General features: G+C 68.8%; 17 protein-coding genes. 12 read left to right on the top strand and 5 right to left on the bottom strand.

Features of this window, described 5'->3' with window-relative positions; translation table 11 throughout:
• Positions 1-4 precede the first annotated feature (4 nt).
• Together J2739_RS19520 and J2739_RS19515 are read left to right on the top strand one after the other, a co-directional pair.
• Positions 5-1,213: an efflux RND transporter periplasmic adaptor subunit gene (locus J2739_RS19520; RefSeq protein WP_309904643.1), complete on the top strand. Its 1,209-nt coding sequence runs from the start codon at positions 5-7 to the stop codon at positions 1,211-1,213.
• Between the two features lie 2 nt (positions 1,214-1,215).
• Positions 1,216-2,703, top strand: coding sequence for an efflux transporter outer membrane subunit (locus J2739_RS19515; protein WP_309904884.1), 1,488 nt, complete (start codon positions 1,216-1,218; stop codon positions 2,701-2,703).
• Here the strand turns inward: J2739_RS19515 and J2739_RS19510 are convergent.
• On the bottom strand, positions 2,654-3,742 hold the full coding sequence (locus J2739_RS19510; protein WP_309904641.1) for a PA0069 family radical SAM protein: 1,089 nt from the start codon (positions 3,740-3,742) through the stop codon (positions 2,654-2,656). The genes J2739_RS19515 and J2739_RS19510 overlap by 50 nt on opposite strands.
• A gap of 142 nt (positions 3,743-3,884) precedes the next feature.
• Here J2739_RS19510 and add point away from each other — a divergent pair, with 142 nt between their 5' ends.
• Both add and J2739_RS19500 read left to right on the top strand, forming a co-directional pair.
• A complete protein-coding gene (add, locus tag J2739_RS19505; RefSeq protein ID WP_309904640.1) occupies positions 3,885-4,964 on the top strand; it encodes an adenosine deaminase in 1,080 nt (359 codons plus the stop codon).
• A gap of 2 nt (positions 4,965-4,966) precedes the next feature.
• Complete coding sequence (locus J2739_RS19500) at positions 4,967-5,947, top strand: Bug family tripartite tricarboxylate transporter substrate binding protein (RefSeq protein ID WP_309904637.1); 981 nt, start codon at positions 4,967-4,969, stop codon at positions 5,945-5,947.
• A gap of 88 nt (positions 5,948-6,035) precedes the next feature.
• On the opposite strand, the gene J2739_RS19495 is transcribed toward J2739_RS19500, so the two are convergent.
• Positions 6,036-6,485: a CBS domain-containing protein gene (locus J2739_RS19495; protein ID WP_309904636.1), complete on the bottom strand. Its 450-nt coding sequence runs from the start codon at positions 6,483-6,485 to the stop codon at positions 6,036-6,038.
• A 141-nt stretch (positions 6,486-6,626) separates the two neighbouring features.
• On the opposite strand from J2739_RS19495, the gene J2739_RS19490 reads away from it, so the two are divergent.
• Together J2739_RS19490 and J2739_RS19485 are read left to right on the top strand one after the other, a co-directional pair.
• Entirely contained in the window at positions 6,627-7,937 is a 1,311-nt protein-coding gene (locus J2739_RS19490; protein ID WP_309904634.1) for an O-acetylhomoserine aminocarboxypropyltransferase, read from the top strand.
• Positions 7,937-8,749 carry an alpha/beta fold hydrolase gene (locus J2739_RS19485; RefSeq protein WP_309904882.1) on the top strand — a complete coding sequence of 271 codons (813 nt, stop codon included), beginning with the start codon at positions 7,937-7,939 and terminating at the stop codon, positions 8,747-8,749. The genes J2739_RS19490 and J2739_RS19485 overlap by 1 nt, the downstream gene beginning before the upstream one ends.
• Positions 8,750-8,821: 72 nt before the next feature.
• On the opposite strand, the gene J2739_RS19480 is transcribed toward J2739_RS19485, so the two are convergent.
• Positions 8,822-9,205, bottom strand: a complete 384-nt coding sequence (locus J2739_RS19480; RefSeq protein ID WP_309904632.1) for a thioredoxin family protein — start codon at positions 9,203-9,205, stop codon at positions 8,822-8,824.
• A gap of 36 nt (positions 9,206-9,241) precedes the next feature.
• Positions 9,242-10,459 (bottom strand): YihY family inner membrane protein, encoded by a 1,218-nt coding sequence (locus J2739_RS19475; protein WP_309904630.1) that lies wholly within the window; start codon positions 10,457-10,459, stop codon positions 9,242-9,244.
• Here J2739_RS19475 and J2739_RS19470 point away from each other — a divergent pair.
• The 6 genes from J2739_RS19470 to J2739_RS19445 all read left to right on the top strand — a co-directional run bounded on the left by J2739_RS19470 (position 10,458) and on the right by J2739_RS19445 (position 15,200).
• Entirely contained in the window at positions 10,458-10,907 is a 450-nt protein-coding gene (locus J2739_RS19470; protein ID WP_405053914.1) for a DUF2069 domain-containing protein, read from the top strand. The genes J2739_RS19475 and J2739_RS19470 overlap by 2 nt on opposite strands.
• On the top strand, positions 10,904-12,328 hold the full coding sequence (locus J2739_RS19465; protein WP_309904626.1) for an FAD-binding oxidoreductase: 1,425 nt from the start codon (positions 10,904-10,906) through the stop codon (positions 12,326-12,328). The genes J2739_RS19470 and J2739_RS19465 overlap by 4 nt, the downstream gene beginning before the upstream one ends.
• Positions 12,329-12,444: 116 nt before the next feature.
• Positions 12,445-13,278 (top strand): thymidylate synthase, encoded by an 834-nt coding sequence (locus tag J2739_RS19460; RefSeq protein ID WP_309904624.1) that lies wholly within the window; start codon positions 12,445-12,447, stop codon positions 13,276-13,278.
• A gap of 12 nt (positions 13,279-13,290) precedes the next feature.
• Positions 13,291-13,791 (top strand): dihydrofolate reductase, encoded by a 501-nt coding sequence (locus J2739_RS19455; RefSeq protein ID WP_309904623.1) that lies wholly within the window; start codon positions 13,291-13,293, stop codon positions 13,789-13,791.
• A gap of 114 nt (positions 13,792-13,905) precedes the next feature.
• Positions 13,906-14,685 carry an exodeoxyribonuclease III gene (gene xth, locus J2739_RS19450; RefSeq protein WP_309904621.1) on the top strand — a complete coding sequence of 260 codons (780 nt, stop codon included), beginning with the start codon at positions 13,906-13,908 and terminating at the stop codon, positions 14,683-14,685.
• The gene (locus J2739_RS19445; RefSeq protein ID WP_309904619.1) at positions 14,682-15,200 is read left to right on the top strand and encodes a hypothetical protein; all 519 of its coding nucleotides are present in this window, start codon (positions 14,682-14,684) and stop codon (positions 15,198-15,200) included. The genes xth and J2739_RS19445 overlap by 4 nt, the downstream gene beginning before the upstream one ends.
• A 30-nt stretch (positions 15,201-15,230) precedes the next feature.
• On the opposite strand, the gene ntrC is transcribed toward J2739_RS19445, so the two are convergent.
• Positions 15,231-16,754, bottom strand: coding sequence for a nitrogen regulation protein NR(I) (ntrC, locus tag J2739_RS19440; protein WP_309904617.1), 1,524 nt, complete (start codon positions 16,752-16,754; stop codon positions 15,231-15,233).

Here is a 16,754-nt window from a genome sequence, read left to right as displayed (position 1 = left end):
GACCATGACCGAGCAACGCCATGCGGCATTGGCCATCCACGCCATCGCCGCCGACGAGCAAGGCGAGCATCACGAGCTGTTGCGGCGGCGCCAGATCGTGCGGCGCACGCGCATCGCCGTCCTGATCGTGCTGGTGCTGCTGGCCATCGGCGCCGCGCGCACGGTGTTCGTGCGCATGGCCAACGCCCGCGCGCTCGAAGCCTCCTCCACGGAACTCGCGAAGCAGTACGTGAAGACCGCGCTGCCGCAGACGGCCGCCGCCGGCCAGACGCTCGCGCTGCCGGGCACGTTGCAGGGCTTCGTGCAGGCGCCCATCTCGGCGCGCGCCAGCGGTTATCTCAAGCGCTGGACCCGGGACATCGGCAGCCAGGTGCAGAAAGGCGATCTGCTGGCGGAAATCGAGACGCCGGAGATCGACCAGCAGCTGTCGCAGGCGATCGCCGCGCGGCAGCAGGCCGCCTCCAGCCTGGAGCTGGCGAAGAGCACCGTCGCGCGCTGGGAGAACCTGCGCAAGAAAGACGTGGTCTCGCAGCAGGACCTGGACGAGCGGCGCAGCGGCCTCGCGCAGGCCACGGCCAACGTGGCGGCGGCGGATGCCAACGTGCAGCGGCTGCGCCAGACCGAAGGCTTCAAGCGGATCGTCGCCCCCTTTGCCGGCGTGATCACGCGGCGCAACGTCGACGTCGGCGACCTGATCGACGCGGGCGGCAGCCGGCCGCTGTTCCTGCTTGCGCAGACCGATCCGCTGCGCGTGTACATCAACGTGCCGCAGGCCTATGCGCAGCTGGTCAAGACCGGCCAGGCGGTGCTCGTGACGCAGGCGGAGCTGCGCGGCCAGAGCTTCAAGGGCGAGGTGGCGCGCACCTCGGGCGCGATCGACACCGCCACGCGGATGATGCAGGTCGAGGTCGCGCTGCCGAACCCCGAGGGCTTGCTTCTGCCGGGCGCCTACGTCCAGGTTTCGCTGCCGCTGGCGGCCAGCCGCGCGCTCAGCATCCCGGCCAATGCGCTGCTGTTCCGCGCCGAGGGCACGCGCGTCGCCACGGTCGATGCCGAAGGGCACGTGCACCTGCGCACGGTCAATCTCGGGCGCAATTACGGAGAGACCGTCGAGGTGCTGGGCGGCATCACGGCCAGCGACCGGCTGATCCTGAATCCCCCGGACTCATTGGCCGACGGCGATGTGGTGGCCGTGGCCAAGGAACCCGCGTGAAGATGCGTCTCGCGGGCACGGCCGCCGCCGCGCTGTTCCTCGCTGCCTGCGCGGCCGGCCCCGACTACAAACCGCCCGCGTTGGAGCTGCCGGTGCGATGGCAGCTCGAGGAACCCTGGCGAGAGGCCGTGCCCGGCGATGCGCTCGACAAGGGCCCCTGGTGGCAGCGCTTCGGCGATTCCCAGCTCGATGGCCTGCAACAGCAGGCGCTGCGCAACAGCCCCAACCTGACGCTGGCCAGCGCGCGGCTCGCCCAGGCGCGCGCCATGCTGTCGGCGGCCGATGCTGCGCGCTCTCCGCAGCTGGGCCTGGGCGCGCGTGCCTCGCGGCTCAGGATCTCCGCCAACCGCCCGCTCACCAACTACGCGACGCAGAACTTCGCGACGGTGCAGAACGACTTCGCGCTCTCGCTCAACGCCAGCTACGAGCTCGACCTCGCCGGCCGCGTGCAGCGCTCGGTCGAGGGCGCAACCGCATCCGCGGCGCAGTTGGCGGCCGACCTGGAGAACACGCGCCTGCTGCTCACCACCGACCTGGCCTCGGCCTACTTCAACCTGCGCGCCACCGACACCGAGCTCGACGTGCTGTCGCGCTCCATCGCGCTGCAGCGCCGCGCGCTGGAGCTGGTGACGGCGCGCCACGATCTCGGTGCCGTCTCCGGGCTGGACGTGGCGCAGCAGCAGGCCCTGCTCGACAGCACGCTGGCGCAGGTCGACCTGCTGAAGAAGCAGCGCGCGCAGTACGAGCATGCGCTCGCCACGCTGAGCGGCACGCCGGCACCCACCTTTGCGCTGGCGCCCGACCTGCGCCCCATCGTGCCGCCGGCCATCCCGCTCGGCGTGCCCTCGGAAGCGCTGGAGCGCCGGCCCGATGTCGCCTCGGCGGAGCGCGCGATGGCCGCGGCCAATGCGCAGATCGGCGTGGCGACCGCGGCCTTCTACCCCAGCGTCATGCTGGTGCCGATGGTGGGCGTGGACAGCCGCATGGTCGAGCGCTTGTTCGATGCGCCCAGCCTGCTGTGGTCGGTGGGCGTCTCGGCCACGCAGGTGCTGTTCGACGGCGGACGCCTGCGCGCCAACGTCGACTTCGCGCAGGGCGGCTACGACGCCACCGTGGCCAACTACCGGCGCGTGGTGCTGACGGCCATGCAGGAGGCGGAGGACGGCATCTCCGGCCTGGCCGCGCTGGACCGCGCGGTGACGCAGTCGCTCGCCGCCGTCGATTCGGCGCGCCGCGTGCTCGACATGGCAACCAGCCGCTACGAGGGCGGCGCCTCGACCTACCTCGACGTGATCAGTGCGCAGCAGTCGCTGCTGTCGGCCGAGCGACAGGCCGCGCAGTTGCAGGGCCAGCGCCTGCAGACTTCGGTCTTCCTCGTGAAGGCCCTGGGCGGCGACTGGTGCGGGGTCGCGTCACGCAGCGCAGCGGCCGAAGCCGACGCTAGAACAGGCTGCCCTGCCCCGCTGCGCCGGGTGGCCGGAACGCGCTGAGGTCGAGCGCGATGCGCTCGCGGTTGAAGCCCAGGCGCTGCGTCGCCTTCTCGAAGCGCTGGCGGATCAGCTCGGCCCACAGGCCGGTGCCGACCATGCGGGTACCGAAGTTGGCGTCATAGTCCTTGCCGCCGCGCATCTCGTGGATGCGCGCCATGATGCGGCCGGCGCGCTGCGGGTAGTGGAGCTCCAGCCACTGCTTGAAGAGGGGCGCCACCTCCCAGGGCAGGCGGATCACGGTGTAGAAGGCGCTGCGCGCGCCGGCCTCCCACGCGGCTTCGAGCACCTTCTCCATGTCCTCGGTGACGAAGGGAATCTGCGGCGCTACGCTCACGCCTACCGGCACGCCTGCCTCGGCCAGCGTGCGCACCGTGCGCAGCCGCCGGTGCGGCGCGGCAGCGCGCGGCTCGAGCTTGCGCGCCAGCTCGCCGTCGAGCGTGGTGATGGTCACGTACACCGCAGCCAGGTGCTCCGCTGCCATCGGCGCGATCACGTCGAGGTCCCGTTCGACGGCGCTGGACTTGGTGACCAGGCCGAAAGGATGACGCACTTCCTGGAGCAGCTCGATCACCGATCGCGTGAGGCGCAGCTCCCGCTCGATCGGCTGGTAGCAATCGGTCGCGGTGCCGATCGCCAGATGCTGTGGCCTGTAGCTTCGCCGGCCCAGCTCAGCGCGCAGCACCTCCACGATGTTGCGCTTGGCGATCAGCTTGGTCTCGAAGTCCAGGCCGGGCGAGAGGTTGAGGTAGCTGTGGGTCGGCCGCGCGAAGCAGTAGATGCAGCCGTGCTCGCAACCGCGATAAGGATTGATCGAGCGGTCGAAATGGACGTCGGGCGAGTCGTTCTCGCTCAGCACCGACTTCACGTCTTCGAAGCGCACCTCGGTCTGCAAGGGCGGCAGCGGCTCGCCGGCCCCCTCTTCGAGCGTGCCCCAGCCGTCGTCGAAGGGATCGCGCGCGTCGCGCTCGAAGCGGTGGGGCAGCCGGGTCGCGGCACCGCGGCCCTTGATCGCGTGGAGGGGAATGAAAGCATCGGGCATGGTCTTTCACCTCTGTACTGGATAAATATCCAGTATTCCACCAATCCACGCTTCGTGCACGATGGGCCGTTTGGCCAAGGGAGGTCCGACCGCGGAGGCTCAGAATGTCGGACTTGCGCACGCGCTCGGTAGACTGCCCCGGATGATGCCCGCACCCACCTCGCTCGACGCCTTCCTGCACGCAATTCCCAAGGCCGAGCTGCACTGCCACCTGTTCGGCACCGTTCGCCACGGCACCTTCGCGGCGCTCAATCGCCGCGCCGGAGCACCGCTGGCCGAGCAGGAGGTCGAGGACTTCTACACGCGCGGCGAGAAGCCCGTCGGCGTGCTGCGCGTGCTGCGCGCGCTCGATGCCCACCTGGTGCGCACGCCCGACGACCTGCACCGCCTGGCCTTCGAGTACCTGGAAGACGCCGCGGCCCACCACGTGCGCTATAGCGAATTCTTCTGGAACCCGACCGGGACGGTGCATGCCTCGGGTATCGCCTACCGCGCAGCGCAGGAGGCGATCGTGCGCGCCATCCACGACGCCCATCGCGATTGCGGCATCACCGGCCGGCTGATCGCGGCCATCGACCGCGAGGCGAGCCCCGAGGCCGCAGTCCAGATGGTCGAATGGGTCACGGCGAACCGCTGCGAGGAAGTGATCGGCATCGGCATCGACTACCGCGAGGTCGATCGCCCGCCCGAGCTCTTCGTGCAGGCGTACCGCGACGCCAGGCGTGCCGGCCTCCGGACCACCGCCCACGCGGGCGAGTTCGGCATGCCCTGGACGAACGTGCGCACCGCGCTCGAGCTGCTGCAGGTCGACCGCATCGACCACGGCTACACGGTGGTGGACCAGCCCGCCTTCGCGCGCGAATGCGCCGAGCGCGGCGTGCTCTTCACCGTGGTGCCGACCAACTCCTACTACCTGCGCACGCTGCCGCCCGAGCGCTGGGCGCTGGACCACCCGATCCGCCGCATGCCCGGCCTGGGCCTGCGCATCCACCCCAACACCGACGATCCCACGCTGCACAAGGTCACCCCCACGCAGGCCTGGGCCATGATGGTCCGTGACTTCGGCTTCGGGCTGGACGACCTGCGCGGCTTCATGCTCAACGGCCTCGATGGCGCCTGGATCGACGACAGCACACGCCGCGACTGGCGCGCGACATGGAGCGCCGAGTTCGACGCGCTGCGCGCCCGGCTCGCCCCCGACATCCCCACCTCCGGAACCTGACCATGCCTTCGTTCAAGCCCCTGCTTCTCGCCTCTCTGCTTGCCGCCGCGCTCCCCGGCGCGGCCTTCGCCCAGCCTGCCTGGCCCGCCGCCAAGCCCATCACGCTGATCGTCCCCTACTCGGCTGGCGGCAGCGTGGACTTCAACGCGCGCCTGGTCGCCACCAAGCTCGGCGAGCGGCTCAAGCAGTCGGTGGTGATCGAGAACGTCACCGGCGCCGGCGGCGCCATCGGGGTGGGCAAGGCGGTCAGCGCGGCCCCTGACGGCTACACGCTGGTGGCAGGGCCGGACAGCGCGATCGCGATCGGCAGGCTGATCAATCCCGCGGCCTTCAAGTTCGATCCGCTGAAAGACCTGGCGCCGGTCGGCATGCTCAACACCGCGCCGATGGTGCTGGTGGCGCGGCCCGGGCTGCCCGTGCAGAACTACGCCGATTTCGTCAAGCTCGCCAAGGCAGCGCCCGGCAAGTACAACTACGCGACCTCCGGCGTGGGCACGGTGCTGCAGCTGGCGATGGAGCTGCTCAAGGAGCGCAGCGGCATCTTCGTGGCCCACGTGCCCTACCGCGGCGGCGCGCAGATCGCCACCGACGTGATCGGCAACCAGGTCGATCTGGCGATGCTGGTCAGCACCAGCGCCATTCCGCATGTGAACGGCGGCCGCCTGAAGGCACTGGGCGTGACGGGCAGCAAGCGGCTGGATGCCCTGCCCAATGTTCCGGCCTTCGACGAGATGCCCGGACTGAAAGGCTATTCGATGGTCAGCTGGACCGGCATCTTCGCGCCTGCGGCCACGCCGAGCGCGACGGTGAAGCGCCTCAATGAAGAGCTCAACGCGGTGCTGAAAGACCCCGAAGTGCGCAGCAAGCTGCAAGAGCAAGGCGCGCTGCCGGGCAGCGGCACGGCCGAGGAACTCGGCAAGTTCGTCCAGTCCGAGTACGCGCGCAACCAGAAGATCGTGCAGGCGGCGAACATCAAGGAGTGATGCGTGGGACAGCCTGTTCGGGAAAGTCGAAATGCAGCAGGTCTTCGCGTACCCCGAGCCTTGAATGCAAGCCGCGCCTCGCGGAAGCTCAGGAGGACTCGTCCTCGGCCGGCCAGTCGCGGATGTACGCCTTGAGCATCTTGTTCTCGAAGTTCTGGCTGTCGACCACCGCCTTGGCAACGTCGTAGAAGCTGATCACGCCCATCAGCATGCGCTTGTCCATCACGGGCATGTAGCGGGCATGGCGCTCGAGCATGATGCGGCGGATCTCGTCGAGGTCGGTCTCCAGGGTGCAGGTGACGGGATGGTCGTCCATGGCCTTGCGCACCAGCGTGCCGCCGACCTGGCCGCCGTTGCCCACGATGGCGACGATCACTTCGCGGAAGGTGAGCATGCCCACGAGGTCGCCATGCTCCATCACCACCAGCGAGCCGATGTCCTTGTCCGCCATGGTGTTGGCGGCTTCGGCCAGGGGTTCGTCGGGCGTGATGGTATAGAGCGTGTTGCCCTTCACGCGCAGGATGTCGCTGACTTTCATCGTGTTGCTCCTCGCTTGCTCGGCGTGCTGCCGAAATTGAATATAGCCCACAATGGCCGCCCATCCACAGGCCCACGTCACCGGCGCAGGCATTGCGCGCAACGGGGCATTGCAGAAACGATCCTGCTTCGAAAGGCTTCCATGCCCGGCTATTCCGACCCTGGCTTCGACACGCTGGCACTGCATGCCGGCGCTGCGCCCGATCCCGCCACCGGCGCACGCGCGGTGCCCATTCACCTGAGCACCTCCTTCGTCTTCGAATCGAGCGACCACGCGGCCGCGCTCTTCAACCTCGAGCGCGCGGGCCACGTGTACTCGCGCATCAGCAATCCGACCAACGCGGTGCTCGAGCAGCGCGTGGCGGCGCTCGAGGGCGGCATCGGCGCGATCGCCACGGCGAGCGGGCAGGCCGCGCTGCACCTGTCGATCGCGACGCTGATGGGCGCAGGCGCGCACATCGTCGCGAGCACGGCGCTCTACGGGGGCTCGCAGAATCTTCTGCATTACACGCTGCGGCGCTTCGGCATCCAGACCACCTTCGTCAAGCCCGGCGACCTCGACGGCTGGCGTGCCGCGATCCGGCCCGAGACCCGGCTGCTTTTCGGCGAAACCGTGGGCAACCCCGGTCTCGACGTGCTCGACATCCCCGCCGTCAGCGAGATCGCACATGCGGCCGGCGTGCCGCTGCTGGTGGACTCCACGCTGACCTCGCCCTACCTCATCAAGCCTTTCGACTGGGGGGCCGACCTGGTCTACCACTCGGCGACCAAGTTCCTCTCGGGCCATGGCACGGTGATCGGCGGCGTCGTGGTCGACGGCGGCAGCTTCGACTGGGAACGCTCGGGCCGCTTCTCCGAGCTGACCCAGGCCTACGAAGGCTTCCACAACATGGTGTTCAGCGAGGAGAGCACGGTGGGCGCCTTCCTGCTGCGCGCCCGCCGCGAAGGGCTGCGCGACTTCGGCGCCTCGATGAGCCCGCACACGGCCTGGCTGATCCTGCAGGGCATCGAGACCCTGCCGCTGCGCATGGAGCGCCACATCGACAACACGCAGAAGGTGGTGGAGTTCCTGGCCTCGCATCCGTTCGTCGCGCACGTGGGCCATCCGCTGCTCGCAACGCATCCCAGCCACGCCCTCGCCGGCAAGCTGCTGCGCCACGGCGCCAAGGGCGCGGGCGCGGTCTTCAGCTTCGACCTCAAGGGCGATCGGCAGCAGGGAAAGGTCTTCATCGAGGCGCTCAAGCTCTTCAGCCACCTCGCCAATGTCGGCGACTGCCGCAGCCTGGTGATCCATCCCGCAAGCACCACGCACTTCCGCATGACGGACGACGCACTGGCTGCGGCCGGCATCTCGCAGGGCACCATCCGGTTGTCGATCGGGCTGGAGGACCCGGCGGACCTGATCGACGATCTCAAGCGCGCACTGAAGGCCGCAGAGAAGGCAGGTGCGTGATGGACGTCCTGGTCAACGGCCACAAGGCCTACTGCTACACCGGCGGCAAGGCCTTCGATGCCGCCAAGCCGAGCGTGGTCTTCATCCACGGCGTGCTCAACGACCACAGCGTGTGGATCCTGCAGAGCCGCTGGTTCGCCCACCACGGCTGGAACGTGCTGGCGCTCGACCTGCCGGGCCATTGCAGGAGCGAGGGCCCGCCGCCCGCAAGCGTGGAGGAGGCAGCGCAGTTCGTGCTCGCGCTGCTCGACGCGGCCGGTATCGAGAAGGCGGCCCTGGTCGGCCACAGCTTCGGTTCGCTGATCGCGCTCGAGGCCGCGGCACGCGCGCCGCAGCGCATTACGCGGCTGGCGCTGGTCGGCACCGCCTACCCGATGAAGGTCTCGCCGGCACTGCTCGAGGGCGCGCTGAACGATCCGCAGCGCGCCATCGACATGGTCAACAGCTTCTCGCATTCGATGCTGGCGCCGCCGCCCTCCACGTTGGGGCCGGGCACGTGGCTCTACGGCGGCTCGCGGGCCCTGATGCGCCGCGTGCTCGCGAGCAACCGCGAGACGAATGTGTTCCACCTCGGCTTCAAGGCCTGCAACGATTACGCCGGCGGCGAGGCGGCGATGAGCGCGGTGCAGTGCCCCGTCCTGTTCGTGCTGGGCAAGTCCGACCAGATGACGCCGCCGCGCGCCACTCAGGCGCTGCGCGCCAAGGCGCAAGGCGCCCGGGTGATGCAGGTGGCGGCCGGCCACGCGCTGATGAGCGAGGCACCGGACGAAGTGCTGTTCGCGCTGCGGGACTTCCTCAGCGAAGCGCGTTGATGTCCGGCATCCCCACCCGCGACGCGCTGCGCCTGTCGGCGGCCAAGACGTTGATGAGGTGAGCGTGGCGCTCTAGGCGACTTCGAAGCTGCCGGGCTCGCGCGCCAGGGCGCCAAGCAATGTCTTGACCTCCGGGCTCGCGGCCTGTGCCGGCTGCAAGGCGTCGAGCAGGCGCGAGAGCGTCTCGGCATGCGGTAGCAGGGGCCCGAGGAAGCGGGTGCCGGACGCGCCCGCCACCAGCAGCGTAGGGAAGGTCTCGACATCGAAGTCGTCGGCCAGTTCGGCATGGTCCTCGATGTCGACCCAGGCGAAGCGCAAGTGCGGATGCGCGCGCGCCACCTGCTCGAACAGCGGCCGATACTCGCGGCAGGCACCGCACCATTCGGCGCAGAGGCAGACGACCCACAGGGCATCGCCAGGAGCTTGGAGGGTTGCGGGGGTGACGGAATCGTTCAAGGCTGACTGAATGAAGTGGGACGGAAGCCGCCGCCATTATCGGCAAGGCAGCACATCCTGCAGCAGCAGCGTGCGCAAGGGACCGCGTTGCCACAGGTTATCGAGCGGCGGGGCCCGGGGCAGCAGCAGCTCCCTGAGCAATGGTTCGAGCGAGGTGCGGCCCGGGTCGGCCAGCAGCACGTAGCGCGGGTCCTCGTTGTCCGGTTCCTCGGCCAGCGGACCGATCCAGTCGAGCGTGACCAGCGTGGCCAGCACCGGCGCCAGTTGCAGCGCATCGACGCGCAAGCGCGCCACCAGCTGCGCCGCGCCCAATCCTTTGACGGGCGTGGCCTTCGCCTGCGCCAGCTGCTGCAGCGCCTCGACGGCGAGCTGCAGCGGCCAACCGGCGAAGCCGCCGCGCCGCGCCACGCCGGTCAGCAGGCTGGGCAGGTACGCCGCGATCACCGCGCCCAGCAGCACGATCACCCAGGCGACATAGATCCAGATCAGCAGGATCGGCACGGTGGCGAAGGCGCCGTAGAGCACCGAGTAGGTCGGCACCAGGCTCAGGTAGTAGCCCAGCACCCGCTTGGCGATCTCGATCGTGGCCGCCACGAAGAAGCCGCCGGCCCAGGCATGGCCCCATTTCACGTGCGTGTTGGGCACGTAGTGGTAGAGCGAGGCCATGCCGCCTGCCAGCAGCACGAATTCGAAGGTGTCGAACACCAGCTTGAGCATGCCGCGGCCCACCCATTCGCGCGAGGCAGAGAAGACGTAGGAGGTGGTGCTCAGGCTCAGCGCCAGCACCAGCGGCCCGAGCGTGATGGCGGCCCAGTAGATCAGCACCCGCTGCGCGAAGGGCCGCGGCCTGCGCACGCGCCAGATGTTGTTGAGCGTCTTGTCGATCGTGAGGATCAGCGCGATGGCGGTGGCCAGCAGCACCAGCAGGCCTGCGACGCCCAGCCCGCTGGCCTTGCTGGCGAACTGGTTGAGGTAGCCCAGCACCTGGCGCGCGATGTTGTCCGGGATCAGGCTCTCGATCAGCCAGCGCTGCACCCGGCCCTGCATGGTCGAGAACATGGGAAAGACCGTGAACAGCGCCAACGCCACGGTGAAGAAGGGCACCATCGCGATGGTGGTGGTGAAGGTCAGGCTGCTGGCGGTCAGGCCGAGGCGGTCTTCGCGGAAGCGCTCGCCCAGCACCGCGGCCGTGTTGCCCCAGGGAAAATGCGAGAGATCCCTCCAGAGTTGCCGGCGATTCATGGCGGCTATCATGCCATCGGGTCCCGCGCCAGCCCGGCGACGACCGCCCCCGATCCTTGCCTTCCCCGTGACCGCTCCCGCCATCCCCTCCTCCGTTTCCACCACGCGCTGGCTCGCCGTCGGCAGCGTGGTCGGGCTGATCGTGCTCGGGCTGGCCTGGGAGCTGTGGCTGGCACCGCTGCGTCCGGGCGGCTCCTGGCTGGCGCTCAAGGTGCTGCCGCTGGCGATCCCGCTGGCGGGGCTGCTGAAGAACCGGATGTACACCTACCGCTGGGTGAGCCTGCTGGTCTGGATTTATTTCACCGAAGGCGTGGTGCGCGCCTGGAGCGACATCGACGGCACGGGCCGCCTGCTGGCACTGGTCGAGGTCGTGCTGTGCCTGGTGCTGTTCGCGGCCTGCGCCTGGCATGTGCGCCTGCGCCTTGCGCGGGCGAAACGAATGGAAGGAGTGGCGCTATGAGTGGCGTGTTGATCGACAAGCTGCGCGCCCTGGTCGGCGACGCCAACGTGCTGACCGAGGGCGACCTCGGGGCCTGGGAACAGGACTGGCGCAAGCGCTCCCGCGGCAAGGCGCTGGCGGTGGTGCGGCCGGGCAGCACGCAGCAGGTCGCCGAGGTGGTGAAGGCGTGCGCCGCGGCCGGGCGGGCGATCGTGCCGCAGGGCGGCAACACGGGCCTCGCGGTCGGCTCGATTCCCGACGAGAGCGGCACCCAGATCGTGCTGAGCCTGCAGCGCATGAACGCCATCCGCGGCGTCGACGCTGCCAATCTCACGATGACGGTGGAGGCCGGCTGCGTGCTGCAGACCCTGCAGGAGACGGCCGAGAAGGCCGGCTTCCTGTTTCCGCTGAGCCTGGCGGCCGAGGGCAGCTGCACCATCGGCGGCAACCTCGCGACCAATGCCGGCGGCACCCAGGTGCTGCGCTACGGCAATGCGCGCGAGCTGTGCCTCGGGCTGGAGGTGGTGACGCCGCAGGGCGGCATCTGGGAAGGCACCAGCGGCCTGCGCAAGGACAACACCGGCTACGACCTGCGCGACCTGATGATCGGCAGCGAGGGCACGCTGGGCATCATCACGGCGGCCACGCTGAAGCTGTATCCGCTGCCGGCCGCGCGGCTCACCGCCTGGGCGGCCGTGCCCACGCTGGAGCAGGCGGTCGAGCTGCTGGGCCTGGCCCACAAGCGACTGGGCGCGGGGCTGACGGGCTTCGAGGTGATGGGCCGCTTCGCGCTCAGCCTAGTGGCCAAGCACTTTCCGGCGCTGCGCGTACCCTTCATCGAGGACGATGGCGTGCCCTACTGCGTGCTCCTGGAGAACTCCGACAACGAGTCGGAGGACCATGCACGCGCGCGCTTCGAGGCGCTGCTCGAGACCGCCTTCGAGGCCGGCTGCGTCAGCGACGCGGTGGTGGCCGAGAGCCTGACGCAGGCGCACCAGCTCTGGCATGTGCGCGAGAGCATTCCGCTGGCGCAGGCCGAGGAAGGGCTCAACATCAAGCACGACATCTCCATCCCTGTTTCGCGCATCCCGGCTTTCGTGGAACAGACCGACGCCCTGCTGGAAGACGAGCTTCCAGGCGTGCGGCTGGTCAACTTCGGCCATCTCGGCGACGGCAACCTGCACTACAACGTGCAGGCGCCGGCCGGTGCCCACAACGGAGACTTCCTGCGCGAGCACGAGGACCGCATCAACACCCTGGTCTACGAGGCGGTCCGCCAGTTCGAAGGTTCTTTCTCGGCCGAGCACGGCGTGGGATCGCTCAAGGTCGAGACACTGGAAAAGCACAAGTCGCCGGTGGCGCTGGAGATGATGCGGGCGATCAAACGCGGGCTTGATCCGCAGAATCTTCTGAATCCGGGGCGTGTCATTCGACTGACATGATGCATGCACGTAAACTGGGATGCGCCTGGAGCCCCGTTGCCTGCTGCGCGGCGAACAGCATCAAATCCGGGCAGCGCTGGACGCCCTCTTCGGCTCTTACTGACAAGCTCTGACCCATGCCACCCCGCCCCGCCCGCTCCCAATACGAAGACTTCATGCGCCACGTCGACACGCACGGCGTGCACAAGAGCGACCGCACCGGTACCGGCACCAAGAGCGTGTTCGGCTACCAGATGCGCTTCGACCTCGCCGAAGGCTTTCCGCTGATCACCACCAAGAAGGTGCACCTCAGGTCCATCATCCAGGAGTTGCTGTGGTTCCTGACTGGCTCCAGCAACAACAACTGGCTCAAGGAGCGCGGTGTCACCATCTGGGACGAATGGGCGCGCGAGGACGGCGACCTCGGCCCCGTCTACGGCGTGCAGTGGCGCAGCTGGCCGACGCCTGACGGCGGCCACATCGACCAGATCCAGCAGGTGATCGACACCTTGCGGAGCAACCCCGACTCGCGCCGCATCATCGTCAGTGCGTGGAACGTGGCCGAGCTGTCGAAGATGGCGCTCATGCCCTGCCATGCGTTCTTCCAGTTCTACGTGGCCCCGCCCCAGGGCGAAGCAGAGCGGGGAAAGCTGAGCTGCCAGCTCTACCAGCGCAGCGCCGACATCTTCCTGGGCGTGCCCTTCAACATTGCGAGCTACGCGCTGCTCACGCACATGGTCGCGCAGCAGTGCGACCTCGACGTGGGCGACTTCATCTGGACCGGCGGCGACTGTCACATCTACAGCAACCACGCCGAGCAGGTGGCGCTGCAGCTCAGCCGCACGCCCTACCCCTACCCCACGCTGGTCATCAAGCGCAGGCCCACCTCGATCTTCGACTATGCGTACGACGATTTCGAGGTGGTGGACTACCGGCACCACGAGGCCATCAAGGCGCCCGTCGCGGTCTAGGAGCCAGAGCGCATGGCCACCCGCATCAACCTCATACTCGCCCGGGCCGCCAACGGCGTGATCGGCCACGAGGGTCTCATGCCCTGGCACCTGCCCGAGGACCTGGCGCACTTCAAGCAGCAGACCGCCGGCGCGCCGGTGATCATGGGCCGCAGGACCTGGGACTCGCTGCCCCTGCGCTTCCGCCCGCTCTCGGGCCGCCGCAACATCGTGATCACCCGCCAGCCCGACTGGCAGGCCGAAGGCGCCGAGCGCGCCGCCAGCCTGCACGAGGCCCTGGCCCGCTGTGAGGAGGCGCAGGAGCCCGAGGTGTGGGTGATCGGCGGCGCGCAGATCTATGCCGAGGCGGAGCCGCTCGCGCACCGGGCGCTGGTGACCGAGATCGGGCGCGACTTCGAAGGCGATGCCTGGGCGCCGCGCTTCGACGTGTCCTGGCGCGAGACGTCGCGCGAGTCGCATGTCTCGGCCAAGGGCCTGCCGTACAGCTTCATCACGCTCGAACGGCCCGAGTGAAGGCGCCGGCGGCGCGGGCCTGCGCGGGCCGCGTGTGCCGCTCGGAACCTGCGCGTCAGCGAGCGCTGCCCATTGCAGGGAAGGGGCCGCCCGACTCGGGTACGCTTTGATCCCATGAAAATTGCCACCTGGAACGTCAACTCCCTCACCGCCCGGCTCCAGCATGTGCTGGACTGGCTGATCGCCAACCCGGTCGACGTGCTGTGCCTGCAGGAGCTCAAGATGAGCGACGACAAGTTCCCGCTGGATGTGCTGCAGTCGGCCGGCTACAACGCCGCGGTGTTCGGCCAGAGGACCTACAACGGCGTCGCCATCCTGAGCCTCGCGCCGATCCGCGATATCGGGAAGAACATCGGCGGCTTCGCCGACGACCATTCCCGCGTGATCAGCGCCACGATCGATACGCGCTCAGGTCCGCTGCGCATCGTCAACGGCTACTTCGTCAACGGGCAGGCGCCCGGCACCGAGAAGTTTGCCTACAAGATGAGCTGGCTGCGTGCGCTGCGCGACTGGCTGCGCGAGGAGCTGGCGGCGCATCCACGGCTCACGCTGCTGGGTGACTTCAACATCGCGCCGGAGGACCGCGACAGCTTCGACCCGGTGGGCCTGGCCGAGACCATCCATCACACGACCGAGGAACGCGAGCACTTCAAGTCGCTGCTGCAACTCGGCCTGGTCGACAGCTTCCGCCTGTTCGAGCAGCCCGAGAAGAGCTACTCGTGGTGGGACTACCGCATGCTGGGCTACCAGAAGAACCGTGGATTGCGCATCGACCACATCCTGGTGAGCGAAACGCTGGTCCCGCAAGCCAAGGGGTGCGTCATCGATCGCGTGCCGCGCAAGTGGGACAAGCCCAGCGACCATGCACCCGTCATCCTGGAGATCGACCCATGAAGACCACCTTGTCGTTCAAGGCCGCGCTGCTCGCGGCCGCACTGAGCCTCTCCGCCTGCTCGATCTTCAAGCCCGAGGCAGCACCCCCCGCGCCTTCGCGCGATACCGGCAAGCCCGCGGACGAAGTGCCCACGCCCTCGGCCGAAATACCGGGCGTGCGCCTCATCACCCCACAAACGCCGGCCGTGCGCGCCTACCGGAAGCTCGGAGCGCGGCACATCTACGACGCCTATCCGAAGCGCATCTACAAGGGAAAGATCCCGCCGCTGGTGTATGCCGTCGTGGTGACCGAAACCGACGTCGATGCCAATGGGCGCGTGACGGACGTGCACTTCAGCCGCACGCCGAGCCACGCGCCGGAGGTCAGCGGCAAGATCGCCGAGCTGATCCGCGAGGCCTCGCCGCTGCCGAACCCGGGCAAGATCGGCGCCCACACCTATGTCGAGACCTGGCTGTGGGACAAGAGCGGCCAGTTCCAGCTCGACACGCTGACGCAGGGCCAGCGCAGCCGCTGAACGTACTCGGCGTTCGGCGCTCCTCCACGCCTACTCCAGGCCCAGCTCCTGGATCTTGCGGGTGATGGTGTTGCGGCCAATGCCGAGCTTCTGCGCCGCTTCGATGCGGCGGCCTCGCGTGTTGGCCAGGGCGGTGAGGATCAGGCGCGACTCGAAACGGCGCGTCAGCGCGTCCCAGACGTCGTGACGGCCAGCCGCCAGCAGGCTCTGGGCCTCTTGCTCGAGGCCGCTTTCCCAACCGGCAACCTGGGCGCCGGCCGCGGCCGCGACGGCCGGCACCGCAGTCGCGGCGGGCACGACCAGGGGAGCGGACGCGTCGCGTTCGGCGACCGCCGGTGACGCAGGCGCGGTGCCACCCGCGGCGAGCGGCGCCTCGGGGGCGGCACCCGCCATCACCTCGGGCGGCAGGTCCTTGGCCTCGATCAGCTGCGCAGGCGCCATCACGGTCAGCCAATGGCAGATGTTTTCGAGCTGGCGGACGTTGCCGGGGAAGGAGAAGGTCGACAAGCGCGCCAGCGCCGCGTCCGAGATGCGCTTGGGCTCGACGCCGAGCTGCTTCGCGCTCTGCTGCAGGAAGTGCCGGGTGAGCGCGGGCACGTCCTCGCCGCGTTCGCGCAGGGCCGGCAGGCGCAGCCGGATCACGTTGAGTCGGTGGAACAGGTCCTCCCTGAAGCCGCCCTGCTTCACGCGCTGCTCCAGGTCCTGGTGCGTCGCGGCAATCACGCGCACGTTGGCCTTGACCGAGTTGTGGCCGCCCACGCGATAGAAATGCCCGTCGCTCAGCACGCGCAGCAGGCGCGTCTGCAGGTCGAAGGGCATGTCGCCGATTTCGTCGAGGAAGAGCGTGCCGCCCTCGGCCTGTTCGAAGCGCCCGCGCCGCATGGTCTGGGCGCCGGTGAAGGCGCCGCGCTCGTGGCCGAAGAGTTCGCTCTCGAGCAGGTCCTTGGGAATCGCAGCGGTGTTGATCGCCACGAAAGGCCCGTTGGCGCGCGGCGAATGCTTGTGCAGTGCGCGCGCGACCAGCTCCTTGCCGCTGCCGGACTCGCCGGTGATCAGCACCGTCACGTTGCTCTGCGACAGGCGCCCGATGGCGCGGAACACGTCCTGCATGGCCGGCGCCTGTCCCAGCATCTCGGGGGTGGCGGCCATGCGCTCCTCGGCCACCTCTTCGCGTTGGCTCTCGTCGACGGCGCGGCGGATCAGCTCTACCGCACGGGGCAGGTCGAAGGGCTTGGGCAGGTATTCGAAAGCGCCGCCCTGGAACGCCGAGACGGCACTGTCGAGGTCGGAGAAGGCGGTCATGATGATGACCGGGAGGCCCGGATGCTTGGCCTTGACCTTGTCGAGCAGGTCCAGGCCCGAGCCGCCCGGCATGCGGATGTCGCTCACCAGCACCTGGGGGCCGAGCATCTCGTCATCGGCCGCGGCTTCGAGCGCGGCAAGCACCTCGCGAGCACTGGTGAAGCTGCGGGTGGGCAGGTCTTCGCGCAGGAGCGCTTTTTCGAGCACGAAACGGATCGATTGGTCGTCATCCACTATCCAGATCGGCTTCAT

The sequence above is a fragment of the Variovorax soli genome, assembly GCF_031454625.1.
GTDB classification, from domain to species: Bacteria; Pseudomonadota; Gammaproteobacteria; order Burkholderiales; family Burkholderiaceae_C; genus Variovorax; species Variovorax soli_A.
This window is presented reverse-complemented; position numbering and strand designations above follow the sequence as displayed.

What these genes read in the sequence shown, in the direction of transcription:
- J2739_RS19470 (WP_405053914.1), top strand. Translation starts at nt 10,458, where the DNA reads ATGCCATCGGGTCCCGCGCCAGCCCGGCGACGACCGCCCCCGATCCTT.
- xth (WP_309904621.1), top strand. Translation starts at nt 13,906, where the DNA reads ATGAAAATTGCCACCTGGAACGTCAACTCCCTCACCGCCCGGCTCCAG.
- J2739_RS19465 (WP_309904626.1), top strand. Translation starts at nt 10,904, where the DNA reads ATGAGTGGCGTGTTGATCGACAAGCTGCGCGCCCTGGTCGGCGACGCC.
- J2739_RS19500 (WP_309904637.1), top strand. Translation starts at nt 4,967, where the DNA reads ATGCCTTCGTTCAAGCCCCTGCTTCTCGCCTCTCTGCTTGCCGCCGCG.
- J2739_RS19460 (WP_309904624.1), top strand. Translation starts at nt 12,445, where the DNA reads ATGCCACCCCGCCCCGCCCGCTCCCAATACGAAGACTTCATGCGCCAC.
- J2739_RS19490 (WP_309904634.1), top strand. Translation starts at nt 6,627, where the DNA reads ATGCCCGGCTATTCCGACCCTGGCTTCGACACGCTGGCACTGCATGCC.
- J2739_RS19455 (WP_309904623.1), top strand. Translation starts at nt 13,291, where the DNA reads ATGGCCACCCGCATCAACCTCATACTCGCCCGGGCCGCCAACGGCGTG.
- J2739_RS19510 (WP_309904641.1), bottom strand. Translation starts at nt 3,742, where the DNA reads ATGCCCGATGCTTTCATTCCCCTCCACGCGATCAAGGGCCGCGGTGCC.
- add (WP_309904640.1), top strand. Translation starts at nt 3,885, where the DNA reads ATGATGCCCGCACCCACCTCGCTCGACGCCTTCCTGCACGCAATTCCC.
- J2739_RS19445 (WP_309904619.1), top strand. Translation starts at nt 14,682, where the DNA reads ATGAAGACCACCTTGTCGTTCAAGGCCGCGCTGCTCGCGGCCGCACTG.
- J2739_RS19515 (WP_309904884.1), top strand. Translation starts at nt 1,216, where the DNA reads ATGCGTCTCGCGGGCACGGCCGCCGCCGCGCTGTTCCTCGCTGCCTGC.
- ntrC (WP_309904617.1), bottom strand. Translation starts at nt 16,754, where the DNA reads ATGAAGCCGATCTGGATAGTGGATGACGACCAATCGATCCGTTTCGTG.
- J2739_RS19520 (WP_309904643.1), top strand. Translation starts at nt 5, where the DNA reads ATGACCGAGCAACGCCATGCGGCATTGGCCATCCACGCCATCGCCGCC.
- J2739_RS19485 (WP_309904882.1), top strand. Translation starts at nt 7,937, where the DNA reads ATGGACGTCCTGGTCAACGGCCACAAGGCCTACTGCTACACCGGCGGC.
- J2739_RS19475 (WP_309904630.1), bottom strand. Translation starts at nt 10,459, where the DNA reads ATGATAGCCGCCATGAATCGCCGGCAACTCTGGAGGGATCTCTCGCAT.
- J2739_RS19495 (WP_309904636.1), bottom strand. Translation starts at nt 6,485, where the DNA reads ATGAAAGTCAGCGACATCCTGCGCGTGAAGGGCAACACGCTCTATACC.